Source organism: Campylobacter concisus, assembly GCF_902460675.1.
GTDB classification, from domain to species: Bacteria; Campylobacterota; Campylobacteria; order Campylobacterales; family Campylobacteraceae; genus Campylobacter_A; species Campylobacter_A concisus_AJ.
In genome coordinates, this window is the sequence record NZ_CABPUQ010000001.1 from 512,398 (window position 1) to 538,816 (window position 26,419).

Genomic DNA, 26,419 nt, shown 5'->3' on the forward strand with positions numbered 1-26,419 from the left:
GATGGCGATAGTACTAGCACAAAAGCTCAAATTTCTGTCCCAGGTGATGCTGAAGAAAATGATGTGATCCACTACACTGTAAATGGTGAGGAAAAAACACATACTATTACTTACAATGACAGAGTAACTGGATATGTAGAGATCAAAGTACCAGTAGTTGATGGTAAAGCTTCAAGCGTAACAGCTAAGATCGTTGATCAAGCTGGTAATGCTAGTAAAGAAGTATCTAATAATTTAGATGTCGATATTCATATCGATGCTCCAGTCATCACTGCAGTAACAGATAACTGGTGGGGTGGTGTTGAAAATGGCGGAAATATACTTGGTGTAAATGACGGCTTTACAAATGACACTACACCGACATTTAAAGGCAAAGCTGAGGCTGGCTCAACTATCGTTCTTAAAAATGGCAATGACATTATTAACAAAGACATCATTGTAAAAGCTGATGCTGATGGTAACTGGGAATTTACTCCAAAATCTCCACTTGCTGAGGGTGAGTACAATGTAGTAGCTATCGCAACTGATAAAGCTGGTAATGTTAGTAATCCATCAAATGTTGCAACTGTAAATGTTGATACAAGCACTACACAGCCAGTTATAACTGAGATCATCGATGATGTTGCTGGTGGTGTTGTAGGTAACGTTAAAAATGCTCTAACAAATGACAACTTGCCAACTCTAAAAGGTACAGCTGAGGCATTCTCAACTGTTAAGATAATAGTAGATGATAAAATAGTATTTAAAGATGGCAAAGAAGTAACAGTTACAGCTGATAAAGACGGCAACTGGGAATATACATTTGAGGCAAATTTAAACTGGGGTGGCGAAGTACATGCTGCACTAGAAGATGGAGTACATACTCTTAAAGTTCAAACAACCGATAGAGCAGGCAATAGAAGTGCTGTATCAGAGTGGTCAAGTGTAGATGTTGATACAACTATCGGCGCTCCAACAGTTAAGATAACAACTGATATAAATAGCGACAAGAAGATAGATATAGCTGATGCTTCAGCTCTAAAAGATGGCAAGCTTAAATGGGTTATCGACATCCCAGAAAATACTGCAAAAGCAGGCGATAGAGTTCAAATTCTTGGAAGCGACGCTACTTGGACAGATATCTTTAAAGTAACTGCGCAAGATATAGCTAAAGGCTTTATAGAAAGAGATGAATTTAGCATCGATATGCCAAAATCAAGAGGCTTCCAAACTCCATCTTATAGACTAGTTGATGATGCAGGTAATGTAAGTGAAGGCAATATGGATGCAGTAAAAATAGTAGGTTTTGCTCCAAAAGCTCCAGTTATCAAAGCTGTTCTAGATAACGAGTATGGCTCAGATCTAATCGACCCAATTTACGGAACTACAGGCAATGTTTTGGTTGCTGATAAAGCCTTAACAAATGATAGCACTCCTGCATTTATGGGTGAAGCTGAAGTTGGTACGACCATCACTCTTAAAAAAGGCAATACTGTAATCGCTGAAAATATCCCAGTGGGATCTAATGGCAAATGGTTTTATGAACCAGAGGAGAATTCTCCATGGGCTGATGGCAGTTATGAGATCACAGCAATTGCTAAAAATGCGTTTGGTAAAGTGAGCGAGCCTTCAAAACCAATCACTGTAACAGTTGATACTACAGAGCCTTATTTGACTATTGATGAGATCAATGATGATATAAAAACTAGCGATATTGATTTTACAGGCAACGTTAAAGGTAAAGTTACAAACGATGCTACACCAACTCTAAAAGGTACAGCAGAGCCTGAGTCATTGATAGTTATAAAATCTGGCAACGAAGTATACGCTGAAGTTCATGCTGGTAAAAATGGTTCTTGGGAATATAAGGTAACAACTCCACTTAGTGATGGACTACATATCTTCTCAGCTCAAGCACATGACAAAGCTGGAAATATCGGATCTGAAATCGTAGCTAATGTAACAGTTGATACTAAGATAGCAGATGCAAAAGTTGAGTTTATCGAAGATACAAACAATGACGGTAAATTTAGCTGGAAAGAAAATATAGAAAACCCTAATATCGGACGCATGGCTTGGAAAGCTCTTATACCAGATGATGGAAGCATAAAAGCTGGTGATACATTCAACTATAGATGGGGCGCAAGCGATAGTTGGCATAATCGTACTATAACTCAAGCAGATATCGATAGAGGCTATATCGGAGAGAAAGTACAAAATCAATACGAGCAAGGACAACCAAATGCAGGCAAACCTTTAGCGTTTGGAGCAAATGCTAATGGACGTGTATATGAAGCTGAAGCATACTTTAGTGATGCAGCTGGCAATAAAGGTGCTAAGGGTAGCGATAAAGTAGTATTTGACTTTAGTGATTCAGAAGGCGGTGCTAAAACTGTTAACGTTAAGATTACTTCAATAGATGACAATGTGCCTGGTTGGAATGGCAAAACTGGAAATATTATCACAAATGAAGCTGCGCATATTGCAGGCTTGACAAATGATAACACTCCAACCATAAGTGGAACAACAGAGGCTGGTGCTATTGTAAAAGTGTCTATAGTTAATAGTAAAACACATAAAGTTTGGGAGAGCGATGTTAAAGCTAATGAAAACGGCGAATGGAGCATTACAACTGGAAATATCGCAGATGGTAAGTACTCTGTTGTAGCAGTGGCTACTGATAAGTCAGGTGTTGCATCAAGCCCATATACTGTTTCAGGTCTTGAGATAGATACAACAGTAGCAAAACCAAATATTTGGGTGGCCGAAGATAGAAATCATGACGGATTTTACGATAATGCTGAATATTATAATCCTGCAAATGGAAAAGGTGATATAACATTTGTTGTTGAAGTTCCAAAAGATGGTTCTGTAAAAGTTGGTGATACATTCCATTATACGCTCAATACCGACTATAAAGGATGGAGTAGTATAAATGGATATGGAGAAAATATAACAATAAGTCAAGCCGATATAGACAACGGAAGCTTTAGTCGTGTAGTCACTCTTTGCAAGGATAATCAACACTTTGATTTGCGTCATGATGGAGCTACTGTATCAATGAAAGGTCAGTTTAAAGATCTAGCTGGTAATGCACTTGCTGATGAAACATCAGTAAAATTTGACCTAACAAAAGTCCACAGCGGTAAAGTAAGAAGCACTAGAAGCTTGCCAGATGATATCTTAGACAATGATAGTGTTGATCTAAGCAATGCTGCTCGTATAAATGAGCCAAAAGCTGAGCCAAATGTTCTAAATAACAATAAAATAGGCGTTAGCGCAAATGATCTTTTAGAAACACCAAAAGATCATATCATGAATGAAGGTAAGTCAGAAGCTAAACCTTCTTATGCTACTGCAAGCTCACATGCTGGCGAAGAAAATATAGCTACAACTCATCCTATCCAAATCGAAGAGAAAGTAGAAAACCACTTCTAATTTCTTAAAAGCAGGGCGGATAAAGTCTGCCTTGCTTTGAATTTGTTTGCGGTGAAGGGAGTTTGTATGCAAAGTGAGAAGACAAAAAATTTACTCGATGAAGTAAATGAAACAATAGATTTTATATTTAGAACCTGTAACAGAAATGGTGGCACGAAGAAGGCTTTAGAAGATAAAAAGCTAAGTAGAGAAATTTTAAAAGATAAATTTAAATCGATCTTTTTAAAATTTGGCCAGATAGATGAGGCTAGTTTTAAGAGTGCGATCCTTGCAAATGAGGAAGCAAAAGAGCTAAATGAGATAGCGATGGCTCTTGAGATAGACAAAGATGTAAGCTTGCTAGAGCTAGAGCGAGCGATAAATTTTGACCTAACTAGCGTCAAAGAAGAAATTTATAAATTTCAAAACAATATCCGATAAAAATGGTGTGAGAGGGGGTCTCACACCAAACTTTCAAACTAGTAATTAAACACTTCAGGATCGATAACCATCGCTCTATAAGCGACATCATCTCTTGAAGCAGAATCCACATCCATCTCAAATTTTATATCATTTGTCTTTGGGTCGATCTCAACTAAGACCATTTTTATAGTCTTGTCTGGCTTAAGTAAATTTACGTTTGAGCTTGAGATAAAGTAGGTGCTTTTATCCTTTTGCCACTCGACATTGCTAGTAACTGCACTATAAAAGTCAAATCCACGCTCCTTACCAAACTGCCAAGTCTGCTCAACCGTGCCCTTTTTCTCATCTATCTTATATTCAACCGCGCGGGAGTATTTCTCCTCTTTAAGTGCTGGCTGCTCCATGCCTCTAGCATCGCCATTGTCAAAGACGCTTATATGCTTTATGTCGCCCTTGTTTTCGTATCTTGGCGTTAGCCACGCAGTGTGCTGTGTCCATGACCAGTCAAATTCGCCCTCGCATTTTGAGTTTTCGCATTTTATCTTGTTGCCTTTACTATCTACTGGAGTTAGCACTTTTGCTTTAAAGTCCTCGCTCCAGCCCTCAGGCGAGGCTAATATCCATTTTACTTTTTTATCGCGTCCTATCTTTACAATGCCTTGGTGACGAAGCGAAAGGATGATACTATCATCGCTCTCATCGTATGAGATAGAATTTACATGCGCCCAGTTTCTGCCTGTACCAGTGGAGGTGACATCGCCAAATGGCTGATCGTCGCTTATCTTGATCTCTTTTGCGTCCATGTCGATATTTAGGCACACAGCCCTAGCATCAAGTGCTTTTATGAGGTTGCTACGATAAACGTTGTTGCCAAAAATTTCATTTAGATCCCACTCTTCGACCACCTTGCCAGTGTTATCGACCTCGATAATGTGGTCTCTTATGGTGTGAGAAATTTTGCCATTTTTGTGATGATAGTTGTATTTTGCTACTCTAAGAAGTGCGTGATCATCTTTTAGTGGCATCACCTCGTGGCTTAGGTCGATGTAGCCTCTAGGTAGTTGGCGGTTGTAAATTTCTTTTCCCATTAGATCATATCTAAGATATCTTTGAGCCATGCCAAAGCTGATATCGCCATTTTTTAGCTGGTGAAAGCCCATCATCATACCCCCATCCATCACTCTTCTCTCGCTACGGTCGTAAAATTTCTGATAGTCAAGGTACCATCTGACCTCGCCTTTGGTATCTACGATGTAGTTTTCGGTAAAGTCGTTCCAGCTAGCAGCTCCACCATTTTTCCAATCAAGCGGTTTATAGACGCTTGTTATTGTATTGTTTATGAGATAGAGCCTATTTTTAAAGGCAGGATCGACCTTTTTGACGCGAGTTTTTTGCATGTGTGAGAACCTAAAATCACGGCTATATGTGACGATAGGTTGGGCGTAAACTTTATATGTCTCAACCTTTTTAACTCCGTTAAATGTGTAGCTAAGCTCGACCTCGTTTAGATAGTCAGGATAAAGTCCCCAAACAGGCACGCCGTCATGTGTGAGCAGGGCATGCTCTGAAACGTTGTAGTCGATATCGATACCGCCATCTGGCTTGCCTTTTACTTTGACGTGGATATCTTTGATATCTTTGCCAGCTCTATCGATGATAGCAGTTAGCGGCGATACGTCGTAGGGGTTTATAAAGACTGAGCCAAGCTCTCCTTGAACCTTTACTTGATGAGCCAAGACACCAGCGTTTAGTGGAGCACTAAAGCCAAAACCACTCACCAAAACAGCCGCAAGGGCAACTGAACCTAAGAAATTCTTGCTCATTTTCGCTCCTTTGTGAAATTTAATGATATCTTACTATCCAAATTTCACACAAAACTAACGCTTATATAAAAAGAGGCTTAAGTAAATTTATAAAGAAGTCGTTTTAAGAGGTAAAAATAAAAGAAGAATTTAGGAGCAAATGCCCCTAAATTTTAGTTATTTGCGTCAAATTTCTTGAGAGAAAAGAGAACAAATTTGTAGCTAATAAATAGCGTTACTGGCCAAAGTATCAAAAAAATTCCTGCTTCTAACATCTTTTATCCTTAGTATGCGTGATGATCGTTTTTGATCTCATCTTGCGTGATCTTCTTGCTATCTATCGCTCTCCAGACGATGAAGATATAGGCAAGCACTACTGGCACTAGCAAGCTAACATAGGCCATAACGCCAAGTGTGTAGTGGCTTGAGCTTGCATTTTTGATAGTTAGCGAGCTAGAAAGGTCGCTAAATGACGGATAAAATGCAGTGCCATTTAGTCCTGTTATCAAAAATAGCGCGGTCACAGCAAGCGTTACGCCAACGCCATAAGCAAAAATTCCACGTATACTTTTTGTAAATGCCCCTTGGAAAATTCCAACAAGCACCAAAAGAACGCCAACAAGTAGTAGCACGCCAGCGATAGGCATCTCGATCAAATTTATAGCGTATTTGTAAGCAACAAGGCTAACTACGCCGTTTGCGTCGTATGCGAAGCCATCTTTTGTAAGTATCCAAGCAAGAAATCCTAGGAAAAATGGCAAGAATAGCACGGTGTTGATAAGTAGCTGTTTTCTAGCGTTTTGTATAAATTCGCCATCAGCGATGTTGTTTATGAGATATAAGCAGCCACCTACGCGAGATAAGAAAAACATAGCTATGCCAAGCAAATACAAGTAAGGATTTGCCAATGCTTCAAGACCGCGAAATGGAGTCTTCCACTCGACAAAGTTGTGCTCATTTAGCACAAAATCACTACCGCTAAAAAATGTGCTAACCGCCATGCCGATCAAAATAACGCCAAGCGAGCCATTTATGAAAAGGAAAATTTCATAAGTTCTAGCGCCTAAGAAGTTATCAGGCTTTTTGCGGTACTCGTAGCTTACAGCTTGGATGATAAAGCAAAATAAAATAGCCAGCCAAACCCAGTAAGCGCCACCAAAACTTGTAGCGTAAAATAGCGGGAACGCCGCAAAGCACGCGCCACCAAACATAACAAGCGTTGTAAATGTAAGCTCCCATTTTCTACCGATAGAATTTATGAGCATATCTTTTTTAAGCTCGTCCTTGCCAAGGCTAAAGATGAGCGACTGACCGCCTTGAACAAACATCATAAATACCAAAAGTCCGCCAAGAAGGCTAACTATAAACCACCAATAAATTTGTAAATTTTCTAAGCTTAAACTATGCATGATCGTTAAATCCTATCTTTATTTGCTTAAGCATGATCTTGATCTCGGCTATCAGCAAGACCGTAAATAAAACAGCAAATAATATAAATGAAATTTTGACATTTGAGTCAGATAAATTTGTAGCTCCTACGCCAACGGTCATGAGATCTTGTATCGCCCATGGCTGACGGCCGACCTCTGCTACTATCCAGCCAGCCTCAGCTGCGATGTAGCCAAGCGGAATGGTAAAGAGGCAGATCCATAAAAATGCTCTTATGTTTTCAAATTTATATTTTCTTGAGAGATTTAGATAAAGAGTGATAGCAAAAAGAGCTATGAAATAAGTGCCAAGTGCAACCATGATGTGGAAGCTATAAAATGTAAGTGCGACCGGTGGCACAGCATCTTTTGCATCTTTAAGATAGCCATATCCTAAAAAATTTAGGTTGCTCTCTAAATTTGAAAGTGAGCTTTTCATTAGGCTCTCGTCGTTTGCTTTTTTAGCCTCTTTGTAGTTTTTAAGAGCTTCGATAGCTACTTTGCCCTTTGCCATCTTCTCTTCTACGCTTATTAGATTGTGCTCGCTGTTGCCATAAAGTAGGTCGTTTATGCCTGGTGTAAATGAGTCAAGCTCTCTGTTTGCCATGATGCCAAGAGCGTAAGGTACTTTTATCTCAAGCAAAAAGGCATCGCTCTCATCGCCAAGCTTTTTAGCTGGGTTTAAAATACCAGCAGCAACTAGGCCAGCGTTAGTCTCACCCTTGTAAAGTCCCTCCATGGCTGCTAGCTTCATAGGCTGCTTTTGAGCCGCAAGATATGCGCTCTCATCGCCACTAAGTAGCAAAAATGCCAAAGTGATAAGACCAAATGCGCTAGCAACGACGATGCTTTTTTTAGCAAGCAAGATGTGGCGTTTTTGGATCAAAAACCAAGCAGAAATTCCTATCACAAAAAGAGCTGAGATAGTGTAGCCGCTAGTTACTGTGTGTAAAAATTTAGTGATACCAACTGGATTTAGTGCGACTTCGAAGAAATTTTGCATCTCCATTCTAGCGGTATCTGGGTTAAATTTCATACCTATTGGATACTGCATCCAGCCATTTGCAATCAAGATCCAAAGTGCGCTTAAATTTGAACCGATCGCAACAAGCCAAGTTGAAAGTAGGTGAAATTTCTTACTAACCTTATCCCAACCAAAAAACATAATGGCAAAAAATGTGCTCTCCATGAAAAATGCAAGCAAGCCTTCAATAGCAAGTGGAGCGCCGAAAATATCGCCGACAAACCAGCTGTAATTCGCCCAGTTTGTACCAAACTCAAACTCCATGATGATGCCAGTAGCAACGCCGATAGCGAAATTTATACCAAAGAGCTTTAGCCAAAATTTCGTTATCTCAAGCCAGGCCTTATCGCCAGTTTTGACATATATCGTCTCCATAATGGCGATGATAAAACTTAGCCCCAACGTAAGCGGGACAAACAAAAAGTGGTAAATGGCAGTCAGCGCAAACTGAGCCCTAGACCAATCAACAAAATCCATCTCAGACATTTTATTCCTTTATTAAATTACGAATTACAAATTCGCTTTTTTCTTCGTCGGTTTGAAATTTGGTATTAAGAGTCTCATTAAAGAAAAAGAGCTTTAAAACCCCAAACATAATAATAAGCTTTATCGCTATAAGCAACAATAATTTTTTTCTTAATCTCATATTTTTAAACCACCCATAAAAAACTCTATTTTTGAAGTAGTATTAAATTTCCTCATTTGCCTTCACTAAATATTGCTATTGCAAAATATTATCAAAATCTGAAACAAATTCATCAAAATCTAATGTAGTTGCACTTTTGTCAACAGTTTCTGTGAATATATTGCCATCGTCTTTTGATATTGGCTTAAAGACATCTATAATTGATTGCCCTGCGTTTTTACTAAAATCACCAAATTCGTCTCCGATGATCCTTTCAGTAAAAGCTGAGACAATACTGTCAAAATAGCTCTCATCTTTCTTTTCTGACTCTAAATTCTCTTTATTTATAAATTTATCAAGCTCAGGTATATTTTCTGAATTAACAAAGTTTATTATATCGCTCTCACTACTAATGTCCTTACTATATCTACCCTTTGTATAGACAGAAAACTCATAATTAACTCTAGCGCTATTGCCTTTAAAGACATTAACGTTAAAAAAACAACCATCGTCATAAAGAGATGATATGTCTATATTATATTGCTCGCTAACAGCCTTTTTAAAGCGACTTAATTTCATAGCAAAGTTAGAATCATATACTAAAACATAAACCCCGTTAGGGAAGTCGCTGGTAGAGTTAAGTAGATCTACCACTATATAGTTTGTAATATATGATTTTATACCATCAGCACAATATGGACAGTCAAGGCCACTGCAAACAACTTCGCTACCATTTGGCAACTTATGTCTTTTTATCGACCTATCAAAAGCATAGTTTGTTCCTTCGTCGATAGCATGTGGTAAGAGCCTAATTGTATAAATTTGCTCTTTACTACGAACCTTTTGTTTTTTTGCTGTACTATTGTCACATTTGAGATTTAAAAAGTTAATATCTTTCATTACTTTCCTAACTCATTACTTGCCTCTTGTTTCTAATAGCTGATAGATTTTACTGCTAATTACTATAAAAGGCAGATAAAACAAATCATATTTGTTAGATCCTGTTCGGATAATCTTACCGCATATCCTTTAAGCTTTTACTATTGCTTAAAAACAACGCTAAATACTTGTGTAACTAACTTTAGTTATATAGCACACAAGCTTTAGCGGCTCTAAATTTTACTTCATAGATTTGTTGCCACTAGAAGCAATATTAATTACATATAGTAATCAAATTTTAGAAAAGCCTTTTATCCTCTATCATAACGGCTAATTTTTATTATCTTTTAAAAACTCTCTTGTATATTAAGATGGTATATGTCTTGAAAATATATAATCTTTATATAAAGAGATGAAGTTTTTAAATATTTTTTAATCATGATGTTGAAGTCTATAACAAAAAAACTTAAAGAATAATTTTTAAAAATTGCACGATTAATGCCTTACTAAATATTTAAGGGGTATAATCGGCAGATTAAAAAATAACTAAAGTTAAGGAAATTTGATGGCAAAAGAGACGAAGTATATTTTTATCACAGGTGGCGTTTTAAGCTCACTTGGAAAAGGCATCGCAGCTGCGTCTATCGCGACATTACTTAAAAATTCTGGCTTAAAAGTGAGTGTTTTAAAAGCTGATCCATATATCAACGTAGATCCAGGCACGATGAGCCCGCTAGAGCACGGCGAAGTCTTTGTCACAGACGATGGCGCAGAGACAGACCTAGACCTTGGTCACTACGAGAGATTTTTAGATGAGAGTCTAAGTCAGGACAATAACTTCACAACGGGCAGAGTTTATAGCTCGGTCATCGAAAAAGAGCGACGTGGCGACTACCTTGGAAAGACTATACAGGTGATCCCCCACATCGTTGGTGAGATAGTTGATCGTATCAAAAAAGCAGGCGAGGGCAAAGATGTGCTCATCGTTGAGATAGGCGGAACCGTTGGCGACATCGAGGGCTTGCCATTTTTAGAGGCGATAAGAGCCTTAAGAGTAGAAGTTGGCAAAAAAAGAGCGCTAAATATACACCTAACACTCGTGCCATTTATCAAAGTAGCTGGCGAGCTAAAAACAAAGCCAACTCAGCATAGCGTAGGCGAGCTAAGACGTATCGGCATAAGCCCAGATATCATCATCTGCAGATCTGAAATGCCACTAAACCGCGAGCTAAAAGATAAGATCGCAGCAAGCTGTGGTGTGGAGAAAAACTGCGTCATAGAGAGCTTAGACAGCGCAAGTATCTATCAAATTCCACTTTCATTTTTAAAGCAAGACATCCTAGTGCCGATCGCTGAAAATTTAGGCTTTGGTGAGCTAAAACCAGACATGGCAAACTGGGATAGCCTAGTAAAAAGGATCATCGCTCCAACAAACGAAACAACAATCGCCTTTGTAGGCAAATATATCGATCTAAAAGAGAGCTATAAGAGCCTAACTGAGGGCATCATCCATGCTGGAGCAAATTTGGACGCTAGGGTAAATTTACGCTGGATAGATAGCGAAAAGATAGAAGAGAGCAACGTAAATGAGCTTTTAAAAGATGTGGATGGCATCTTGGTAGCTGGTGGCTTTGGCGAAAGAGGCGTTTTAGGCAAGATGCAGGCCATAAAATTTGCTCGTGAAAACAAGATCCCATATCTTGGAATTTGCCTTGGTATGCAGCTAGCGATGATTGAGTTTGCAAGGGATGTTTTGGGCTTAGAAGATGCAAATTCTATGGAGTTTAACAAAGAGTGCAAAAATCCTATCATATATCTAATAGATAGCTTCATTGACGCTCACGGCAAAAAGCAGATAAGAACGCACACAAGCCCACTTGGCGGCACGATGAGACTTGGTGCTTATAACTGCGACATCAAGCCAAAGACGCTTTTGGCTGAAATTTATGGCAACGCAAAGAGCGTAAAAGAGCGCCACCGCCACCGCTACGAGGCAAATCCAAAATACAAAGAGGTCTTTGAAAAGGCTGGCCTTATAGTAAGTGGCGAAAGCGACGGACTAGTAGAAGCGATTGAGCTAAAAGGACATCCGTGGTTTGTAGGTGTGCAGTGTCACCCTGAATTTACTAGCCGTCTAACTAGACCAAACCCTGTGATCTTAGGCTTTATCAAAGCAAGCTTGGCTAATCACGTAAAATGATAAATTTGGCAAGCTCTCTTGCCAAATTCTCTCTTTAAATTTCCCTCAAATTTATATTAAAAATAAAAGTAAATATATTATTGATAAAATTTAAATTATTTAAGTATTTTTTGATCTTGCTAAACATACAATGCTTACGCAATCATTTATAAAGGAGAAAAAATGAAAAATTGCGTTTTAAAAGGTGTTTTGGCACTTTCGCTTGCTAGCTCATTTGCTTTGGCACAAGGTGGATTTGTCGGAGTTGAGGGCGGCTATGATTTTAGCTCAAAGCTAAAAGACAATGATGGTCTTAGTTTTAAAGATAATAGACCAAATATTGGCATTAAAGGCGGTTATGACTTTGACGTAGCTAGAGTTTATGGTGGATATTTCTATCATACTGAGGCAAAAGATAACTTTAACTACACAGATGATGGTGTAAAACACGATGTTAGTATAAAATGGACAACACATAAATTTGTAGTAGGCGGTGATTATACTCCAGCTATAACAGATAACTTTAAGTTGATAGCTGGTCTATACACTGGTGTTTCAGTTGTAAATTTTAAAGCAAGACTTTATACAAATACACTTAAAGCGACTTATGATACAACAAAGGCTGGTTGGTTAGTTGGCACAAGACTTGGTGCAGAGTATAGCTTTGATAAAAACAATGCACTTGAATTTGGTATAAAAGCTGATAGATCTTGGTATAGCACTGATGAAGATCTTGATAACCTTAAATCAACAGATATTGGCGCTTACCTAGGCTATACATATAAATTTTAATTTTTGGGGTCTTATGACCCCTTATTTTTACTTAAAATTTCTCTCATTTTTTACTTCAAATTTACAATGGCTAATTTATAAAGAGTATCAATTTAACAAAAGTTTTTTGCCCTAAAAATCTTACTTTCAATGAAAATTATAAGAAATTAAATTTCAAAAAGATATAATCAAAGCATTCAAAATAAAGACGAAAGATTACGATGAAAAAAAAGCATTTTTGTTGCCAAAATTTTGGCACTTTGGGCGTAAATTTAAGTGAGCAAATAGCATTAGTAAAAGTTGGCAGGGCGTCAAAAAGTCCTTGCCAAAGCTATGTTAACTAAAGAGGATATTAGGAATTTACTAGCACGTAGATTTTGTAACGACATACACAAAAAACTTAGTGAAATTCCAACGCCAAGCGCCCTAAAAGATATATACAAAGGCGCTAATCGCATCAAAGAAGCGATCGAGAAAAACGAACACATCGCTATTGTTGGCGATTATGACGTTGATGGCGTGGTTTCAAGTGTGATTTTAGCCGAGTTTTTTGATGATCTTGGCGTAAAAAACTACCTAGTAAAGATCCCAAACCGCTTTAAGGACGGATATGGCCTAAACCCTGAGATCATAGACGAGCTTGCAAGCGATGTGAGTCTAATAATCACCGTCGATAACGGCATCTCAGCAAATGAGGCAGCTAGCATCTGCAAAGAAAAAGGCATCGATCTTATCATCACAGATCACCATATGCCACCAGCCATTTTGCCAGAAGCCTACGCCATCATCAATCCAAAACAAGAGGACTGTAACTTTCCAAATATCGAAATTTGCGGTGCTGAAGTGGCTTGGTATTTGGTTGGAGCGCTAAAGGATGTTTGCAAGCTAAACTACGATATGAGCAAGTTTTTAGAGCTTTTAGCCATCGCGATAATAGCTGATATGATGGAGCTAAGAGATATGAACAGGATGCTCGTTCGCATGGGTATTTGCAAGTTAAATGCCTCGAAACGCTCGGCATTTTACGTCATAAAAGAGTTTTACGGCAAGGATAAATTTGAGTGTGATGATATCAGCTTTCTTATAGCGCCTCTTATAAATTCAGCCGGACGCATGGACGATGCGATGAATTCATTTAACTTTTTGCGTGCAAAGAGCATCGAAGAGGCTTACAACTACCTTGACACGATCATTGAATTTAACAACTCTAGAAAAGAGGAGGAGCGCCAACTCTTTGAGTGCTCACTAAAGGACGTAAAAGAGGACGATGAGGTCATCATCACTTGGGGCGAGCAGTGGCATGAGGGCGTGATAGGCATCGTGGCCAGCCGCCTGGCAAAGCACTTTGCAAAGCCAGCTATCGTCTTTAGCATAGATAAGGGCCGCGCAAAAGGCAGTGCTAGAAGCGTTGGCAAGCTTGATATCTTATCACTCATCGCAAGTCACGAAGATCTGCTAACAAGCTACGGCGGTCACAAAGGTGCAGCAGGGCTAACGCTTGCGCCTGAAAATTTGGAAAAATTTAAAGAGGCGATAAATAAAAGCTGCTCATGCCTAAACATGCAAGAGTGCAAAAGCTCAGACGAGCTACTTGGCGACATAATGCCAAGCGAGATCGACTTTGAACTACTTGAAATTTTGGAATTTTACGAGCCATACGGACAGAAAAATCCACGCCCAGTCTTTAAGATAGAAAATGCTGTCGTGAAAAACGAGAGGCTCATAGGCAGGGATCAAAACCACTTAAAACTTATCTTGCAAAAAGACAACAAAACGCTTGAGGCGCTATTTTTCAACTTCACAAGGCACGTTAGAGTGGGTGAGATAGTGGATGTCATCTTTTGCGTATCTAAAAATTCGTTTCGTGGGCTTGTTACGCCACAGCTTCTTATACGAGAAATTTTATAGTATTTTGCCTAGTTGTTTGAAATTTAACGACTAGGTATTACTTTTTAATAATTAAAAATTTTATAAATTTATCTTTGTAAATCCCTAAAATACGTACTATATAAATAAAATAAATTTATCAATGCTTATTTAATATTATAAATTAATAATATTTTAAATAAAAATCCGTAAAATTACATTTACATTATATTTTTAAAGGATTGAAAATGAAAAGTTCATTTTTGAAAGCTAGCATGATTGCATGTGCGGTTTGCTCATTTGCTATGGCAGAGGGAGCATTTATTGGTTACGAGGGCGGATACTCTTTTGCGTCAAACTGGAAAGAAAAAACAACAGACGGCGAGAGCGCAAGTGTCAGAAAAGGTCAATTTAACAGTGGCATAAAAGCTGGTTATGATTTTGATAGCTTCAGAGCTTATGGTGCTTATTTTTATAGCTTTCAAACAAAAAAACAAATAGAAGATGATGATGACAGATTTACTGTTAAATGGAAAAAACATAGCTTATTAGCTGGAGCCGACTATACTCCAAGCATCACTGAAGATATTAAGCTTGTTTTAGGTGGTTACACTGGCGTATCTAGACTTTTGATAAGTAGAGATGACACAGACCATAAATTCTATGACACAGGATTTGTTTTAGGTGCTAAATTTGGTGCTGAGTACCTACTTGATCAAAACAACATCCTAGAAGCTGGTATGAAAACTGACTATACTTTCTACAAAGCAGATGATGTTAGCAGGGTTAGAGAGAGCAACATCGGTCTTTACGTAGGCTACACTTATAAATTTTAATATTAAACATTCCCTCCTTAAGAAATTTGCGTCCTAGTTTGGGCGCAAATTTATCTCCTTAGTGTTTTTACCACTAAATTTAATATACTTTCCAAAAAGGATGCAAAATGAAGAAAATAATATTGTCTCTATCTATGCTCTTGACCTCTACGTTTGCGGTTGATTGTGATAACGCATTTATTAAAGCTGTTGTAAGCATGATCGATGAGCCAGCTCCCACAAGAGTCGATGAAAATAGCGTAATAATGGGTGCTACATGTGAAAATGAGACCCTAAAAACCACCTTTGTTATAAATGATAGCGAGGATATTAAATTTAGTAAATTTACTAAAGATCAGATAGATGAGTTTAAAAAGATGCAAACCGAAATGCTAAAAGAGGACTTTTGTAGTAGTAAAAATCCTCTTATCGATAAAGCTTCGTGGATATATAACTACGAGAACGGCAAAAATTTTACTGTGATAAATTTGACAAAAGATGATTGCAGGTAAATTCTGGGGTTGCCCCCAGGAAATTTAAGCTTTTTTGTCTTCAAGCTCTTTTAGATGAGCTTTTACAAACTCACCAAATTCGTCTTGAGTTAGCACTCTTTTAGCAAGTTTTTCCTTGCATTTTTTGCCAAGCTCGCCTAGAGTTGCTCTATTTTTTTGGCTTTGTGATTTGCCAAATTTTGAAAGAATCGCATTTAGCTCATGCTCTTCGCTGAAATTTACTAGCTCTTTATCTAGTGCCATTTTTTTCCTTTGATGAAAATTTCTTCTAATTTTAAAATTTAATAGTAAATATAAATAAATTTAAATTTTAAATGCTAAAAATAGCGAAAAATAGGGCTTTGTTAAATTTAAATTTCATATAGATTAAAAACATGGCTATAAAATCACGAAAATTTTTAAAGGAGAAGTATGAAAAATTTACTTGTAAAATCAAGCTTGGTTTTAGCTTTAGTTAGTTCAGTTGCACTTGCTCAAGGTGCATTTGTCGGTGGCGAAGGCGATTATTCGTTCAACTCAAAGATAAAAACTAAAAATATCGCAAAAAGCGAAAAAAATAACTTCAACAAAGGTCACTATGGACTTGGCTTTTATGGCGGTTATGATTTTGATAGCTATAGAGCATATGGTGGCTACTACTACGACTTTAAGGCTAGAAAAAATGCTGGTGAAGCAGACGCAAAATGGAGCAAGCACAAGCTTTTAGCAGGCGCTGACTACACTCCAAACATCACTGAAAGCTTTAAAGCCGTGCTTGGCGGTTATGCTGGTCTTGGTTATCTAAGTGTTAGACAAAGTTTTGAAAACGAAACTAGCAAGAAAAATTTCAAAGGCTTGCTAGTCGGCGCAAAAGCTGGTGGTATCTACTCATTTGACGCTCACAACGCACTTGAGTTTGGCTTAAAGGCTGATAAGACATTTTATAAGAAAAATAGCGGTGCTCAGCTAAGAGATACAAGTGTTGGGATTTACACAGGCTACACTTATAAATTCTAAATTTATGGCAAGGCTTAGGCTTTGCCTTCTTTTGCTTACATAGATGATTTGTTAAATTTTTAACCTATCCAAGCGACCTTTAAGCGGGGGGGGGTAGAATAAGTTTTACTTTAAAAAAAGGAAAAAAATGAAAACAAAATCACTCTATCTTATTATGGTAGCTGCTATCTTTAGTGGTTGCACTCTCCCAGATCTGCCTAGCCTACAAACACCAACAAATGGCAGCCAAAGTGCAACAATAATCACTCCGTCCGTTCAAGATAATGTATCTAAAGCTAAAGTCGCAAAGGAATATCAAGCTAAATTTGATAGTGCAAAGCCTAGGATGCAGGAATTTTTAGCAAATATGGCATGCTATAAGGCCAATAAAAATGATAAATTTATGGAAGGTGGCACAAGGGCGCCTGCGCTACGAAAAGATGATAGTCTTTTAAGAACATTTAAATATACATATGCTGATTGTGCCAATATTTTGCGTATAGAAAATATTAAATTTATCGCCAAAAACGCATTTAGTTTTGATGTGATATTTATTACCCCAGATAGCGAAGAGGTAGCACAATTTGATGATATTATATTTACGCAACACCCTAGCGGTGAATGGTTGGTTAGATGGTAGTAGGAGTTTAGCTCCTACTCTCTGCCCTCAAGAAGTGGCACAAAAAGACACTCGTCTAAAAACTCTTTTTCTAAATTTCCATCTTCATCTTTTCTAAATTTAGCGATAAACTGCTTGCCATCTTTTTTCATCGGAGCGACCAAGATACCACCTTTTTTTAGTTGAGCGAATAAATTTGGCGAGATCTCATCAGCAGCAGCCGAGAGTAAAATTCTATCAAACGGTGCGTAGCTTCGCCAGCCGTTGTTGCCGTCGTCATATCTTACGTGCACGTTTTTGATCTTTAGTGCCTCAAAGCGTTTTTTGGCCTCCATGGCTAGCTTTTCTATGCGCTCGACGCTAAAAATTCTATGCGCGAGCTTGCTTAAAATAGCTGCTTGATAGCCACTGCCACAGCCTATTTCTAGGATGTTATCCACATTTTCGCACTCTAGCGCCATCGTCATCTTTGCCACGGTTAGTGGCGAGCTGATCCACTGATTACCCAGTATCGGCTGCGCGTCAAGCTTGTAAGCATGTGCTGGGATAGGCACGAAAATTTCACGCTCAGTTGTTGATATCGCGTCAAACAAAAGCGGACTTAGTGTGATCTCATCGGCTATGTCGCTAGCTAAATTTTGGCATTTTATCGCTTCTAGTTGGGTCAAAATTTCTATCCTAAACAAATTTTAAATCATTATTATACGATTTAAAGCTTATCTTAAAATTTATAAAAGCCCTAAATTTTTCTTTATCTGCGCTATCAAATTTGCGTCAAAAACTGCGCTTGCTTCTAGCGTACCGTCTGGCAAAAAGACCCCAGCGAGCTCAAGATCAAGCGAGCTTGAGATCATGACGTAGCAGTTATTTGCGATCGCAAGCGCCTTACAAAGGCTAAGGTAGGTGTCCTCTCTAGCCTTGCCCCACATGGCTGGCACCATGATGATGTCACATCCTCTTAGCTTTGCCCAAAGCCTGCTATCACGCAGTTCAAAGCATATCAGCACGCCAAGCTTTAGCCCTTTAAATGTAAAGGCATTTATATCGCTGACCTCACCAGCTGCAAAAATTTCATGCTCTAAATTTGGCCGAAAAAGTTCGGCTTTAAATTGTGAATGAAAGACGTTGTTTGAGTTAAGAAGCAAAAATTCGTTATAAATTTTTGGTTGGTGCGGATTTAGATTTGAAATTTGAGCGAGCCCTGCGCTTTTGTTTAGGCTGCTAAGGTGCGTAAAACCAAGAAATTTATCTGGGCTAAGCGCCTCTTGCAAGCGCTCAAGCAGCATTGCATCAAAGCTACCTATCATGCCACCAAGCATAGCTTTGTTCGCCCCAGCAAAAAAGCCGTCAAAGTCATATCCGCTTATGCAAAGCTCGCTTGCAAGCAGGAGAGAATTTTCAGGTGCAGCCTCAACTAAATTTGCAAGCTCTTCTAGGCGCTCGGTAGCACTTTTTGCCTTTAAAGTTAGGCTTATTAGGTTTAAATTTTCGCTCATCTATTTTTCAAATACAAATATCATAGGTTTTTCATCATGGCAGTCTTTTGGAATTTTGTAGTTTATATCCGTGCCACCGATGTTTGGCGTAGCTTTTAAAATAACGCTTATAGCTGTGGTTTTGTCTTCCCTCTGCGAGAGCGGGTCGTTAAAGACCCAGACTTCAAAGCCAAGACCTCTAACCTCATCATGCAAGACCACTCTTATCTCTTTTAGGTCTTTTGCCTCAAAGCCACACTGCTTGTTTATGTCAAGCATCACATCATTTCCTAGAACAGATCCTAGCGGTGCGAAACTTGGTGCAATTTCCCCATTTGGCATCTCTTGATAGACTTCCGCTTGGCTTGTCTCTTTTACTTTAACAAGTTTGTGGGCGGGGAAATTTACGAGATTATCTCGGTTTGCTATGTCAACGATCCTTTGGCTACTGCTCGCACACCCAGCCAAAAGCACGCAGGCAAGGGCTAATATGCTATTTTTAAAAGTCATCAAAGCTGATACTCCCCTTGCTGTAGTTTGTCACCTTTGCTTCAAAGAAATTTGACTTTTGGTCGTTAAATTTCGCAAAGTCATCGACCCATTTGATCGGGTGAGCGACGTTGTATTTGCGTTTTAGGCCGATCGCAACTAGGCGTTGGTCGATGAGATAGTGGATATACTGCTCGATTATGTCGTCTGTAAAGCCCATTATTTGGTTTTGGGTGATGTATTTGCCCCATTTGATCTCTAAATTTCCAGCTTTTTCAAACATATCATAAATTTTCGCCTCAGTCTCAGGCGTGAAAAGGTCAGGCCTTTCCTTGCGGACCGAATTTATCATGTTTTGAAACAAAAGCAGGTGTGTGATCTCGTCACGTTGGATGAAGCGGATCATCTGCGCCGAGCCTAGCATCTTGCCAGCGCGAGCTAGAGCGTAGATCGCCGTAAAGCCGCTGTAAAAGTAGATGCCCTCTAAAATTTGGTTTGCCACCATCGCAAGAAGTAGCTTCTCGTCAGTCACTTCGCCTGCAAGCTCCTCGTAGACGCTTGAGATGTAGTCATTTTTCTCACGCAATACGTCGTCGTGCTTCTCCATCTCGTAGATGAGGTCGGTGTTGTCGCAGATCGCCTCGACCATTACGGCGTAAGACTTGCTGTGGTTTGCCTCTTCGTATGCTTGGCGGCTTAGCACGGCGTTGATCTCTGGTGCGGTGATGTAAGGGTTGATGTTGTCAGCTAGGTTGTTTGTCTGGAAGCTATCCATCGAGATGAGCTGGCTCCAGACGAGATCGTACATGCGTTTTTCAGCCTCTGTGAGGTTGTAGGCGTAGTCGCGCACGTCGTCTGTTGTATCGACCTCTTTTGGAAACCAGGTATTTGCCTCCATGAGGTCCCAAAGCTTTAACGCCCACTCGTATTTTGCCTTGGTGAAATTTAAAATGCCGTGTGGGTTGCCATTAAAGACTCTTCTGTCGGTCAAATTTTCATTTGAACTTGGGTTGTAAATGCGTTTTCTGTTCATAAATTTCTCTCTTGTTTGTGGTAAAAATTTCTTAAAATCTTACCCAAAGCAAGGTAAAAATTTACTTTTATTTAGATAGCTTTGCTCCTTTTTATGGTCATCAAAAAGCCAGTTATTATTAGTAAAACGGCGATCACGCAAGAGATGGCAAAGACGATCTGACCGACCTCGCCAAAGATCTCTCCGGTATGCAGGCTAAGCACTTTTCGCCCAGCCTTTTTTGCCTCTGGGATGCTATCACTCTTGCTAACAAGCTTATTTTCTTTTATCTTGCCAGCGCTTGCGTCAAGCTTTAGCTTGCCTACCTGACTCTCGGCAGTTTCGTAGTTTATTGTGTAGGTGCTTTGGTTGTTTTCAGGCACGTTTATCGTGAGTGATTTTAGCTCTAGCGTGACATTTTCTTTAAAAATTTGCTCCGCAGCCTCGATCTCTTTAAATTTTTCATCGCTTATAGGGATTAAATTTTTTTGAGGCATTGCCCTTTGCGCTTGGCTTGGTTTTAGCTCGAAAAATACGCTATTTACGCTGTTTCTGACCCAGCCATAAGACCAGTAGAGACCAGTTAGCGACATCACGACAAGCAGGATCGCCACGTAGGTGCCAAGGCTCGTGTGGAGGTTGTAAAAGCAGGCGTAGCCCTTTGCGTTTGTTTTGATCTTTAGCGAATTTAGTAAATTTCGCTTGATCGCTGGTGCGTAGAGGATGAGGCCGCTGATGGCAAGAAGTGCCATGATGATCGAGCTAATGGCGACTATTTGCTTGCCGATGTTGGCTGGGACTTTGCTATCAAGCAGGGCAAGGCCTAAATTTCTATGTAGGCTTAGTATTATCATGCGAGTTTTCTCGCCCCAGTCTTCGCTAATCACCTCGCCACTTCTTGGATCGATAAAGAAATTTAAGAGCTTTTTATCTTTAGTGACGCTGATGCTATAAGCTTTGTTTTCACCGCCGATTTGTACATTTTCAAGCGTGTCAAATTTGATCTCACTTTTTGCCTTGGCGAGGATCTCGCTTAAGCTTAAATTTGGCTTTTCGCTAGGTGCTAAATTTATATATTTTTCATTTATCGCAGATTTTATCTCCTCTCTGTAAGAGGCAAATGGCGCTGCAAGTGTCATGATAAGTAGCGGTATAGTCGCGATCAGACCGATTATTAGGTGGATGTTGAAAATGATTTTGTTACGCTTAAAAAGCATATATCTCCTTTTAATTTTAATAACGAATATTAATTTATTTTTTGTTAAGCAGAGATAAAATTTAGAAGATTATTTTTTAGTTATCTGGATGTGATTTTGGATTTTGTGGCTGGCAAAAGAAGCTCAAATGTTGAAATAGCCGCGTTTAGATCCTTTTTGTTTAGAGATTTAAACGGCTTTAGTAGGTAGTAAAGTGGCTTAAATTTTACTATTAAGCGCAAAGAGTGCTTGTAAATTTCACTGCCATTAGCCTTGATGTACTCATCAATCACCTCTTTTACAAGCTCATTTGAAATTTTTTGTCGGTAGAGCTCGTGGATGAAAACTAGTAGGTCACGGCACTTTTGAAGCTCCAAGTCTTTGCTAAAAAATTTTGACTCAAAATCTAGAAATTTTATCTCGTCATTTTTTATGGCGATATCCCTAAGAGCTGGGCGTCCGTGCGCAAAATTTAGTGCGTGAAGTCCAGCTAGTGCGCGGGCTGCTTTTAGCAAAATTTCGTGTTTAAATTTTTCATCGTTACTATATTTAAATAGTCTAGCAACTGGCTCGCCAACATCTTCTATAACGAAAAATTCATCACTTTTTAGCACGAGTTTTGGCGCAGGAGCATTTGCCTCGTTTAAAATTTCAAGCTTTTTTATCTCAGCGGCAAATGACCTATAAGGGTTTGGTTTAAAAATTTTAGTTAAAAAACTGCCTTCAATGCTCTTTTCAATGCGTTTTAACCAAAATTTTTGCCCATCGAATTCAAAGCTAAATACACGCTCGTCGCGGTGATCTTTTAAAATTTCATTTACATATTGTTTTAAATTATGCATTTTATTAATGTAGCGAAAGAATTCTAAATTTTTACATATATTTGACGTAAAATTTCATGAAAAACGTGAAAATATTTGTTAGCAAAAAAAGAGAGTAAAATCATGGTGGAGTTAAGCGGGATCGAACCGCCGACCTCTTGAATGCCATTCAAGCGCTCTCCCAGCTGAGCTATAACCCCAAAAGATTTGGTATTTTATCTTTTTATGGCTTACATTTTTTTGAAAGTCGTTTTTATAAAATAAATTTTTAAGCAACTTTTGGCTAACATTGCAACCTTTAACGCGGGAATAGCTCAGGGGTAGAGCACAACCTTGCCAAGGTTGGGGTCGCGAGTTCGAATCTCGTTTCCCGCTCCATTAAATTTTGCCCGAGTGGCGGAATGGTAGACGCAAGGGACTTAAAATCCCTCGGTAGTTTTTACCGTACCGGTTCAAGTCCGGTCTCGGGCACCACCAAACGGCGACATGGCCAAGTGGTAAGGCATGAGCCTGCAAAGCTTTGATCCCCGGTTCGAATCCGGGTGTCGCCTCCAGACTTCAAAAAACCAAATTAAAGGATTAACAATGAAAAAGTTGCTTTTAATAGTTTGTATGGCATTTTTTGCAGTAGGTTGTTCAAACACTTGGCACGGTGTAAAAGAAGATAGCCACAACGCCAAAGAATGGACTAAAGAAAAGATCAATGACGGCGCTAGTTACGTCAAAGAAAAAACAGAATAATTCTTAGTGGTTATAGCAAATTTTAAGCAAAGTTGGCTATAATCACAAATCTTCAAATCGGGAGATGGCTGAGCGGTCGAAAGCGGCGGTCTTGAAAACCGTTGAGGTGTGAAAGCCTCCTGGGGTTCGAATCCCTATCTCCCGGCCACAACCACTCTTAAAATATATCTTCAGATATCTGTATTTCAGCATTTTTAAGCAGTCTATATCACTATATTTTCGTCTCAAATTTCGGACGATTTTATTTTGTTACACTGAATTTGGATTTCTGTTACATCGTTTGCTTATTAGATTAGGAGTTTGCAATGACTTCTAAATTAATAACTCGAATCAAAAATAGACCAAGCTACTACTATTTCGATAAGGCCTTGAAAAATGATAAAATTATCACCGTCAAATATTGTCTATTTACGGACAATGAGTTTGAGGCCAAAGCCATCGCTTTAAAAATAAAAAACGAAGCCGATAATAGACGTAATTCTGTTCAAACCAAAAAATTTATTGATTTACCGTTAAGATACAAGATACGCAACATTCAAAAAAATATTAAAAACAAATCGCATCGACTATCGACGACCGAATATAAAGAAATATTTGAAAAAGTTATATCGGGTATTTATGGGATTACCAAAGCCGACAACGATATGTTTGTCAATAGAAAAGAATGTCAAGAAAACGATAGGCCAAATAAAACACGAAAATCGATAAAATTTACGGATATAGCATCCAGATACGCTCAAAACGAAAGTAAGAAGTCAAATAGTAAAAATACCGGATACTATCAAAGGGTAGCCAAAGCACTTGACATTTATTTTAAGCACAAGCAGATAACCCAAATTTCTTACCAGGACTGCGAGGATTTTCAATTACATCTCTTAAATAATAAAAGGCTTAACAAAAAGACCATCAATAACTACACGTGCTACGCAAGTAGAATGTTTGACTATGCTATCAAAATAGGCCTTATATCTCAAAACCCGTTTAAGCTTTTAAGCTCGTTTAAAATTTCCAAAGATCAAAAATCGCCGAAGGATAATTTTAGCATGGACGAACTGGTTAAGATTTTTAAGACCGATAAAAAGGAGCTTAAAGATTATATGGCGTTTGCCTTGCACACTGGACTTAGGCTTAGCGAAATTTGGAGCTTAGATGAAAGTAGCGTAAGCGAGCGAGACGGTATTAAATTTATCAAAGTTCAAACTGCCAAGCAAAAAGGCGGAGATGTTAAATTTAGAGAGCTGCCGATACATAAAAATATATATCGTCTAAGCGATATGAAGTGGTTAACGAAAATAAAAAAAGGCAAAAGCGATTGTAATTATCTTGGAAAAAGGCTTAACAAACATATTCATGCCGTTTTACCGGACTCCAACGTAAGCTTTCATAGGCTAAGGGCAAATTTTGCGTCCGCTATTAAAAATTACTCCTTAGAAAATGGTTTTACGGATGTTACCTCGGTACTACTCGGGCACGCTACCGATCTAGCAACAGACGTATACGCCAAGGATATCTCGCTAAAAGCAAAGCTAAAAGCTATGAATGGTCTAAATATATTTTCCAATCTCTAGCGATGAAATTCTATTGAATATCTTTGGCTAGTTATGTATAATTTGGCAAAAAGAGGTGAAATATGAATAAAGAGATTTTAAATTTACTTGACGAAGAAAACGTAGACTTCGGTAGGCTTTTTGAGTTTTACTCTGGCATAAAAAAGGATTTTATAAACAAAACAGACAATATCAAGATGGGCTTTATCGGAAACACCCTAGATAAGGAGCAGCTTGAGAGAGATATGGACCATTGCGTAAAGAATTATGCCAGAAATAAAAAAGACAAATATAAATGGCGAAAAAGAGCGGATATTTTAAAAAAATTAAACGACTCAACGCCTACCAAATATTACATGCAAGTCATTTTCAAAGATACTGCAATGATAATTCAAAAAAGCATCATAAATTCGGTTAACGAACTTGATATGCAAAATGAGCCAAAAACAGGCGTAATAGATCTTGAAACTTACAATATACCAGAAGAAGTAATAAAGTACGGCATTTTCACGGATGAAAAAGTAAAAGGCGGCAGATTTATCAATAAACAATTTGTACCCGACAATATTGCAGGGTACTTAGAGAGTGAAACGCTTAAAAAATTACCGAAAAAGCAAAAAGAGCTTTTACCGAAAAATCAAGAACTAAAAATAAATATAAATTTGCTGGATATGCGTGATAAATTTATAAAAAGAGAAGGCAAGAAGCAAAAGTATGAGGAGGAAACCAAAAAAAGATATATAAACGATATAAATCAATTCATCAAATATATGGAAGATAACAACATATATGAGATCGAAAAACTAGATGTAGAGGAGTTTCAAGAATACATAAGTGCAAAAAAGGGTAAACAAGGCAACCCAATAAGTGAAAAAACCGTAAATAATATAATAGGTAGAGTAAGAACATTTTTTGATTATGTGGTATCAAAAAGGTATATGAGCTTTAATCCGTTTGAAAAACTTAGTAACTACGGGGTAAATAAAAACGTAACGGATAAAAGAAATTTTACCCTTGAAGAGCTCAAAAAGATATTTAGCGGCAAATATGATAATGCGCGCAAAGAAATTTTAGACTGTTTAAGATTTCTACTAACAACTGGCATAAGAACGGAGGAATTTTATAACTTAAATAAAGATAGTTTTTATACGGATTGCAATCATCCGTTTTTGAAGGTAAAAACCGCGAAGCAAGGTGCCGATAAGATATTTTATAGAAACATACCATTGCATAAATTATTAAAAGATCTCTACAAATACGACTGGATTGCAAAAATTAAAAAAATATATTCAAATAAAGGAACTTTGTCAAAAGCTCTCAATGCCGAAATAGATAAGGTAATAAAAGATAATACGGTAAGCGTCCATAGACTTAGGGGAAATTTTGCTAACGCGATCGATGAGTGGCTGGTTCTTGCTGGCTTTAAGGACTATGTAGGTACGGATAAGAAATTGCTCGGGCATTCGGAAAATTTAAAAAAAGATGATATCGAAGATCAAGTAAAATATAAAATAACCAAAACTATACTGGGTTATGCACCAGATATGACACAGGGTACATATGCGAAGTCCGAATACATGGACGCGAAAATTTTAGCGATACAAGGACTTGACGCCTTTGAATATATTTTTGAATATTTGAATATCCCAAAAAATCAAATCGGACACGTAAAGCCTAGAAAATCTAGAAAAACAAAAAATAAACCCATCGCCATGACTGCAAAATGAAATAAGACACCGTAATCTGCCGAATTTTGATAAAACTTAGTATGTAGACATGGGTATAAAATCGGTTTTTCGGTTTGACTGGTAGTCGCAAGCCCAAA

The 26,419-nt window shown here is 38.2% G+C and carries 23 protein-coding genes, 5 tRNA genes and 1 pseudogene; 16 read left to right on the forward strand and 13 right to left on the reverse strand.

The features are described from left to right. Both F3G88_RS02465 and F3G88_RS02470 read left to right on the forward strand, forming a co-directional pair. Positions 1–3,417: Ig-like domain-containing protein (locus F3G88_RS02465; protein ID WP_188117452.1), on the forward strand; the 3,417-nt coding region annotated here is incomplete at its 5' end. Positions 3,418–3,483: 66 nt separating this feature from the next. Next, positions 3,484–3,837, forward strand: coding sequence for a hypothetical protein (locus tag F3G88_RS02470; RefSeq protein WP_021086308.1), 354 nt, complete (start codon positions 3,484–3,486; stop codon positions 3,835–3,837). A gap of 38 nt (positions 3,838–3,875) precedes the next feature. Here the strand turns inward: F3G88_RS02470 and F3G88_RS02475 are convergent, their stop codons facing one another. The 5 genes and pseudogenes from F3G88_RS02475 to F3G88_RS02495 form a co-directional block, all read right to left on the reverse strand. Continuing rightward, the gene (locus F3G88_RS02475; protein WP_149715291.1) at positions 3,876–5,642 is read right to left on the reverse strand and encodes an aryl-sulfate sulfotransferase; all 1,767 of its coding nucleotides are present in this window, start codon (positions 5,640–5,642) and stop codon (positions 3,876–3,878) included. A 263-nt stretch (positions 5,643–5,905) separates the two neighbouring features. Next, positions 5,906–7,033, reverse strand: coding sequence for a cytochrome d ubiquinol oxidase subunit II (locus F3G88_RS02480; RefSeq protein WP_223228757.1), 1,128 nt, complete (start codon positions 7,031–7,033; stop codon positions 5,906–5,908). Then, positions 7,023–8,558, reverse strand: a complete 1,536-nt coding sequence (locus F3G88_RS02485; RefSeq protein WP_149715293.1) for a cytochrome ubiquinol oxidase subunit I — start codon at positions 8,556–8,558, stop codon at positions 7,023–7,025. Before F3G88_RS02485 ends, F3G88_RS02480 begins: the two co-directional genes overlap by 11 nt. A gap of 1 nt (position 8,559) precedes the next feature. Then, positions 8,560–8,724: pseudogene (locus F3G88_RS02490) on the reverse strand (DUF4492 domain-containing protein); the annotation flags it as partial. Between the two features lie 69 nt (positions 8,725–8,793). Next, positions 8,794–9,597 (reverse strand): hypothetical protein, encoded by an 804-nt coding sequence (locus F3G88_RS02495; RefSeq protein WP_149715294.1) that lies wholly within the window; start codon positions 9,595–9,597, stop codon positions 8,794–8,796. Between the two features lie 544 nt (positions 9,598–10,141). On the opposite strand from F3G88_RS02495, the gene pyrG reads away from it, so the two are divergent. The 5 genes from pyrG (at position 10,142) to F3G88_RS02520 (ending at position 15,719) form a co-directional block, all read left to right on the forward strand. Next, the gene (gene pyrG, locus F3G88_RS02500; protein WP_021088456.1) at positions 10,142–11,776 is read left to right on the forward strand and encodes a CTP synthase; all 1,635 of its coding nucleotides are present in this window, start codon (positions 10,142–10,144) and stop codon (positions 11,774–11,776) included. A gap of 162 nt (positions 11,777–11,938) precedes the next feature. After that, a complete protein-coding gene (locus F3G88_RS02505; RefSeq protein ID WP_149715295.1) occupies positions 11,939–12,547 on the forward strand; it encodes a TonB-dependent receptor in 609 nt (202 codons plus the stop codon). A 312-nt stretch (positions 12,548–12,859) separates the two neighbouring features. After that, positions 12,860–14,434, forward strand: a complete 1,575-nt coding sequence (recJ, locus tag F3G88_RS02510; RefSeq protein ID WP_149715296.1) for a single-stranded-DNA-specific exonuclease RecJ — start codon at positions 12,860–12,862, stop codon at positions 14,432–14,434. A 206-nt stretch (positions 14,435–14,640) separates the two neighbouring features. Next, positions 14,641–15,228 (forward strand): outer membrane beta-barrel protein, encoded by a 588-nt coding sequence (locus F3G88_RS02515; protein ID WP_223228711.1) that lies wholly within the window; start codon positions 14,641–14,643, stop codon positions 15,226–15,228. A gap of 107 nt (positions 15,229–15,335) precedes the next feature. Then, positions 15,336–15,719 (forward strand): hypothetical protein, encoded by a 384-nt coding sequence (locus F3G88_RS02520; protein ID WP_141090253.1) that lies wholly within the window; start codon positions 15,336–15,338, stop codon positions 15,717–15,719. Between the two features lie 24 nt (positions 15,720–15,743). Here F3G88_RS02520 and F3G88_RS02525 read toward each other — a convergent pair whose 3' ends face one another. Beyond that, positions 15,744–15,962: a hypothetical protein gene (locus F3G88_RS02525; RefSeq protein ID WP_103574159.1), complete on the reverse strand. Its 219-nt coding sequence runs from the start codon at positions 15,960–15,962 to the stop codon at positions 15,744–15,746. 168 nt (positions 15,963–16,130) lie between these two features. Between F3G88_RS02525 and F3G88_RS02530 the strand changes: the two genes are divergently transcribed. Beyond that, entirely contained in the window at positions 16,131–16,715 is a 585-nt protein-coding gene (locus F3G88_RS02530; protein WP_103574158.1) for a hypothetical protein, read from the forward strand. Positions 16,716–16,842: 127 nt separating this feature from the next. After that, positions 16,843–17,334, forward strand: a complete 492-nt coding sequence (locus tag F3G88_RS02535) for a hypothetical protein (protein ID WP_103574157.1) — start codon at positions 16,843–16,845, stop codon at positions 17,332–17,334. A 14-nt stretch (positions 17,335–17,348) separates the two neighbouring features. Here the strand turns inward: F3G88_RS02535 and F3G88_RS02540 are convergent, their stop codons facing one another. From F3G88_RS02540 to F3G88_RS02570, 7 genes are all read right to left on the reverse strand, one after another. Then, entirely contained in the window at positions 17,349–17,981 is a 633-nt protein-coding gene (locus F3G88_RS02540) for a protein-L-isoaspartate(D-aspartate) O-methyltransferase (RefSeq protein ID WP_103574156.1), read from the reverse strand. A gap of 60 nt (positions 17,982–18,041) precedes the next feature. Then, positions 18,042–18,809, reverse strand: a complete 768-nt coding sequence (locus tag F3G88_RS02545) for a carbon-nitrogen hydrolase family protein (protein WP_103574155.1) — start codon at positions 18,807–18,809, stop codon at positions 18,042–18,044. After that, positions 18,810–19,298, reverse strand: a complete 489-nt coding sequence (locus tag F3G88_RS02550) for a putative periplasmic lipoprotein (RefSeq protein ID WP_149715297.1) — start codon at positions 19,296–19,298, stop codon at positions 18,810–18,812. Continuing rightward, the gene (locus tag F3G88_RS02555) at positions 19,288–20,310 is read right to left on the reverse strand and encodes a ribonucleotide-diphosphate reductase subunit beta (RefSeq protein WP_009494790.1); all 1,023 of its coding nucleotides are present in this window, start codon (positions 20,308–20,310) and stop codon (positions 19,288–19,290) included. Before F3G88_RS02555 ends, F3G88_RS02550 begins: the two co-directional genes overlap by 11 nt. Positions 20,311–20,381: 71 nt before the next feature. Continuing rightward, the gene (locus F3G88_RS02560) at positions 20,382–21,506 is read right to left on the reverse strand and encodes a PepSY-associated TM helix domain-containing protein (RefSeq protein ID WP_149715298.1); all 1,125 of its coding nucleotides are present in this window, start codon (positions 21,504–21,506) and stop codon (positions 20,382–20,384) included. A gap of 80 nt (positions 21,507–21,586) precedes the next feature. Continuing rightward, positions 21,587–22,327: a phosphotransferase gene (locus F3G88_RS02565; protein ID WP_149715299.1), complete on the reverse strand. Its 741-nt coding sequence runs from the start codon at positions 22,325–22,327 to the stop codon at positions 21,587–21,589. A gap of 103 nt (positions 22,328–22,430) precedes the next feature. Further along, positions 22,431–22,506, reverse strand: a tRNA-Ala gene (locus tag F3G88_RS02570). A gap of 103 nt (positions 22,507–22,609) precedes the next feature. On the opposite strand from F3G88_RS02570, the gene F3G88_RS02575 reads away from it, so the two are divergent. The 7 genes from F3G88_RS02575 (at position 22,610) to F3G88_RS02600 (ending at position 26,321) form a co-directional block, all read left to right on the forward strand. Further along, positions 22,610–22,684, forward strand: a tRNA-Gly gene (locus tag F3G88_RS02575). Between the two features lie 9 nt (positions 22,685–22,693). Next, positions 22,694–22,780: transfer RNA gene (locus tag F3G88_RS02580), tRNA-Leu, on the forward strand. A gap of 6 nt (positions 22,781–22,786) precedes the next feature. Further along, positions 22,787–22,860: transfer RNA gene (locus F3G88_RS02585), tRNA-Cys, on the forward strand. A gap of 31 nt (positions 22,861–22,891) precedes the next feature. Continuing rightward, complete coding sequence (locus F3G88_RS10190) at positions 22,892–23,047, forward strand: hypothetical protein (protein WP_021086361.1); 156 nt, start codon at positions 22,892–22,894, stop codon at positions 23,045–23,047. Between the two features lie 58 nt (positions 23,048–23,105). Continuing rightward, positions 23,106–23,195: transfer RNA gene (locus tag F3G88_RS02590), tRNA-Ser, on the forward strand. Positions 23,196–23,352: 157 nt separating this feature from the next. Next, positions 23,353–24,615, forward strand: coding sequence for a tyrosine-type recombinase/integrase (locus F3G88_RS02595; protein ID WP_103593411.1), 1,263 nt, complete (start codon positions 23,353–23,355; stop codon positions 24,613–24,615). A 62-nt stretch (positions 24,616–24,677) separates the two neighbouring features. Continuing rightward, positions 24,678–26,321, forward strand: a complete 1,644-nt coding sequence (locus F3G88_RS02600) for a tyrosine-type recombinase/integrase (protein ID WP_103614479.1) — start codon at positions 24,678–24,680, stop codon at positions 26,319–26,321. Positions 26,322–26,419 lie beyond the last annotated feature (98 nt).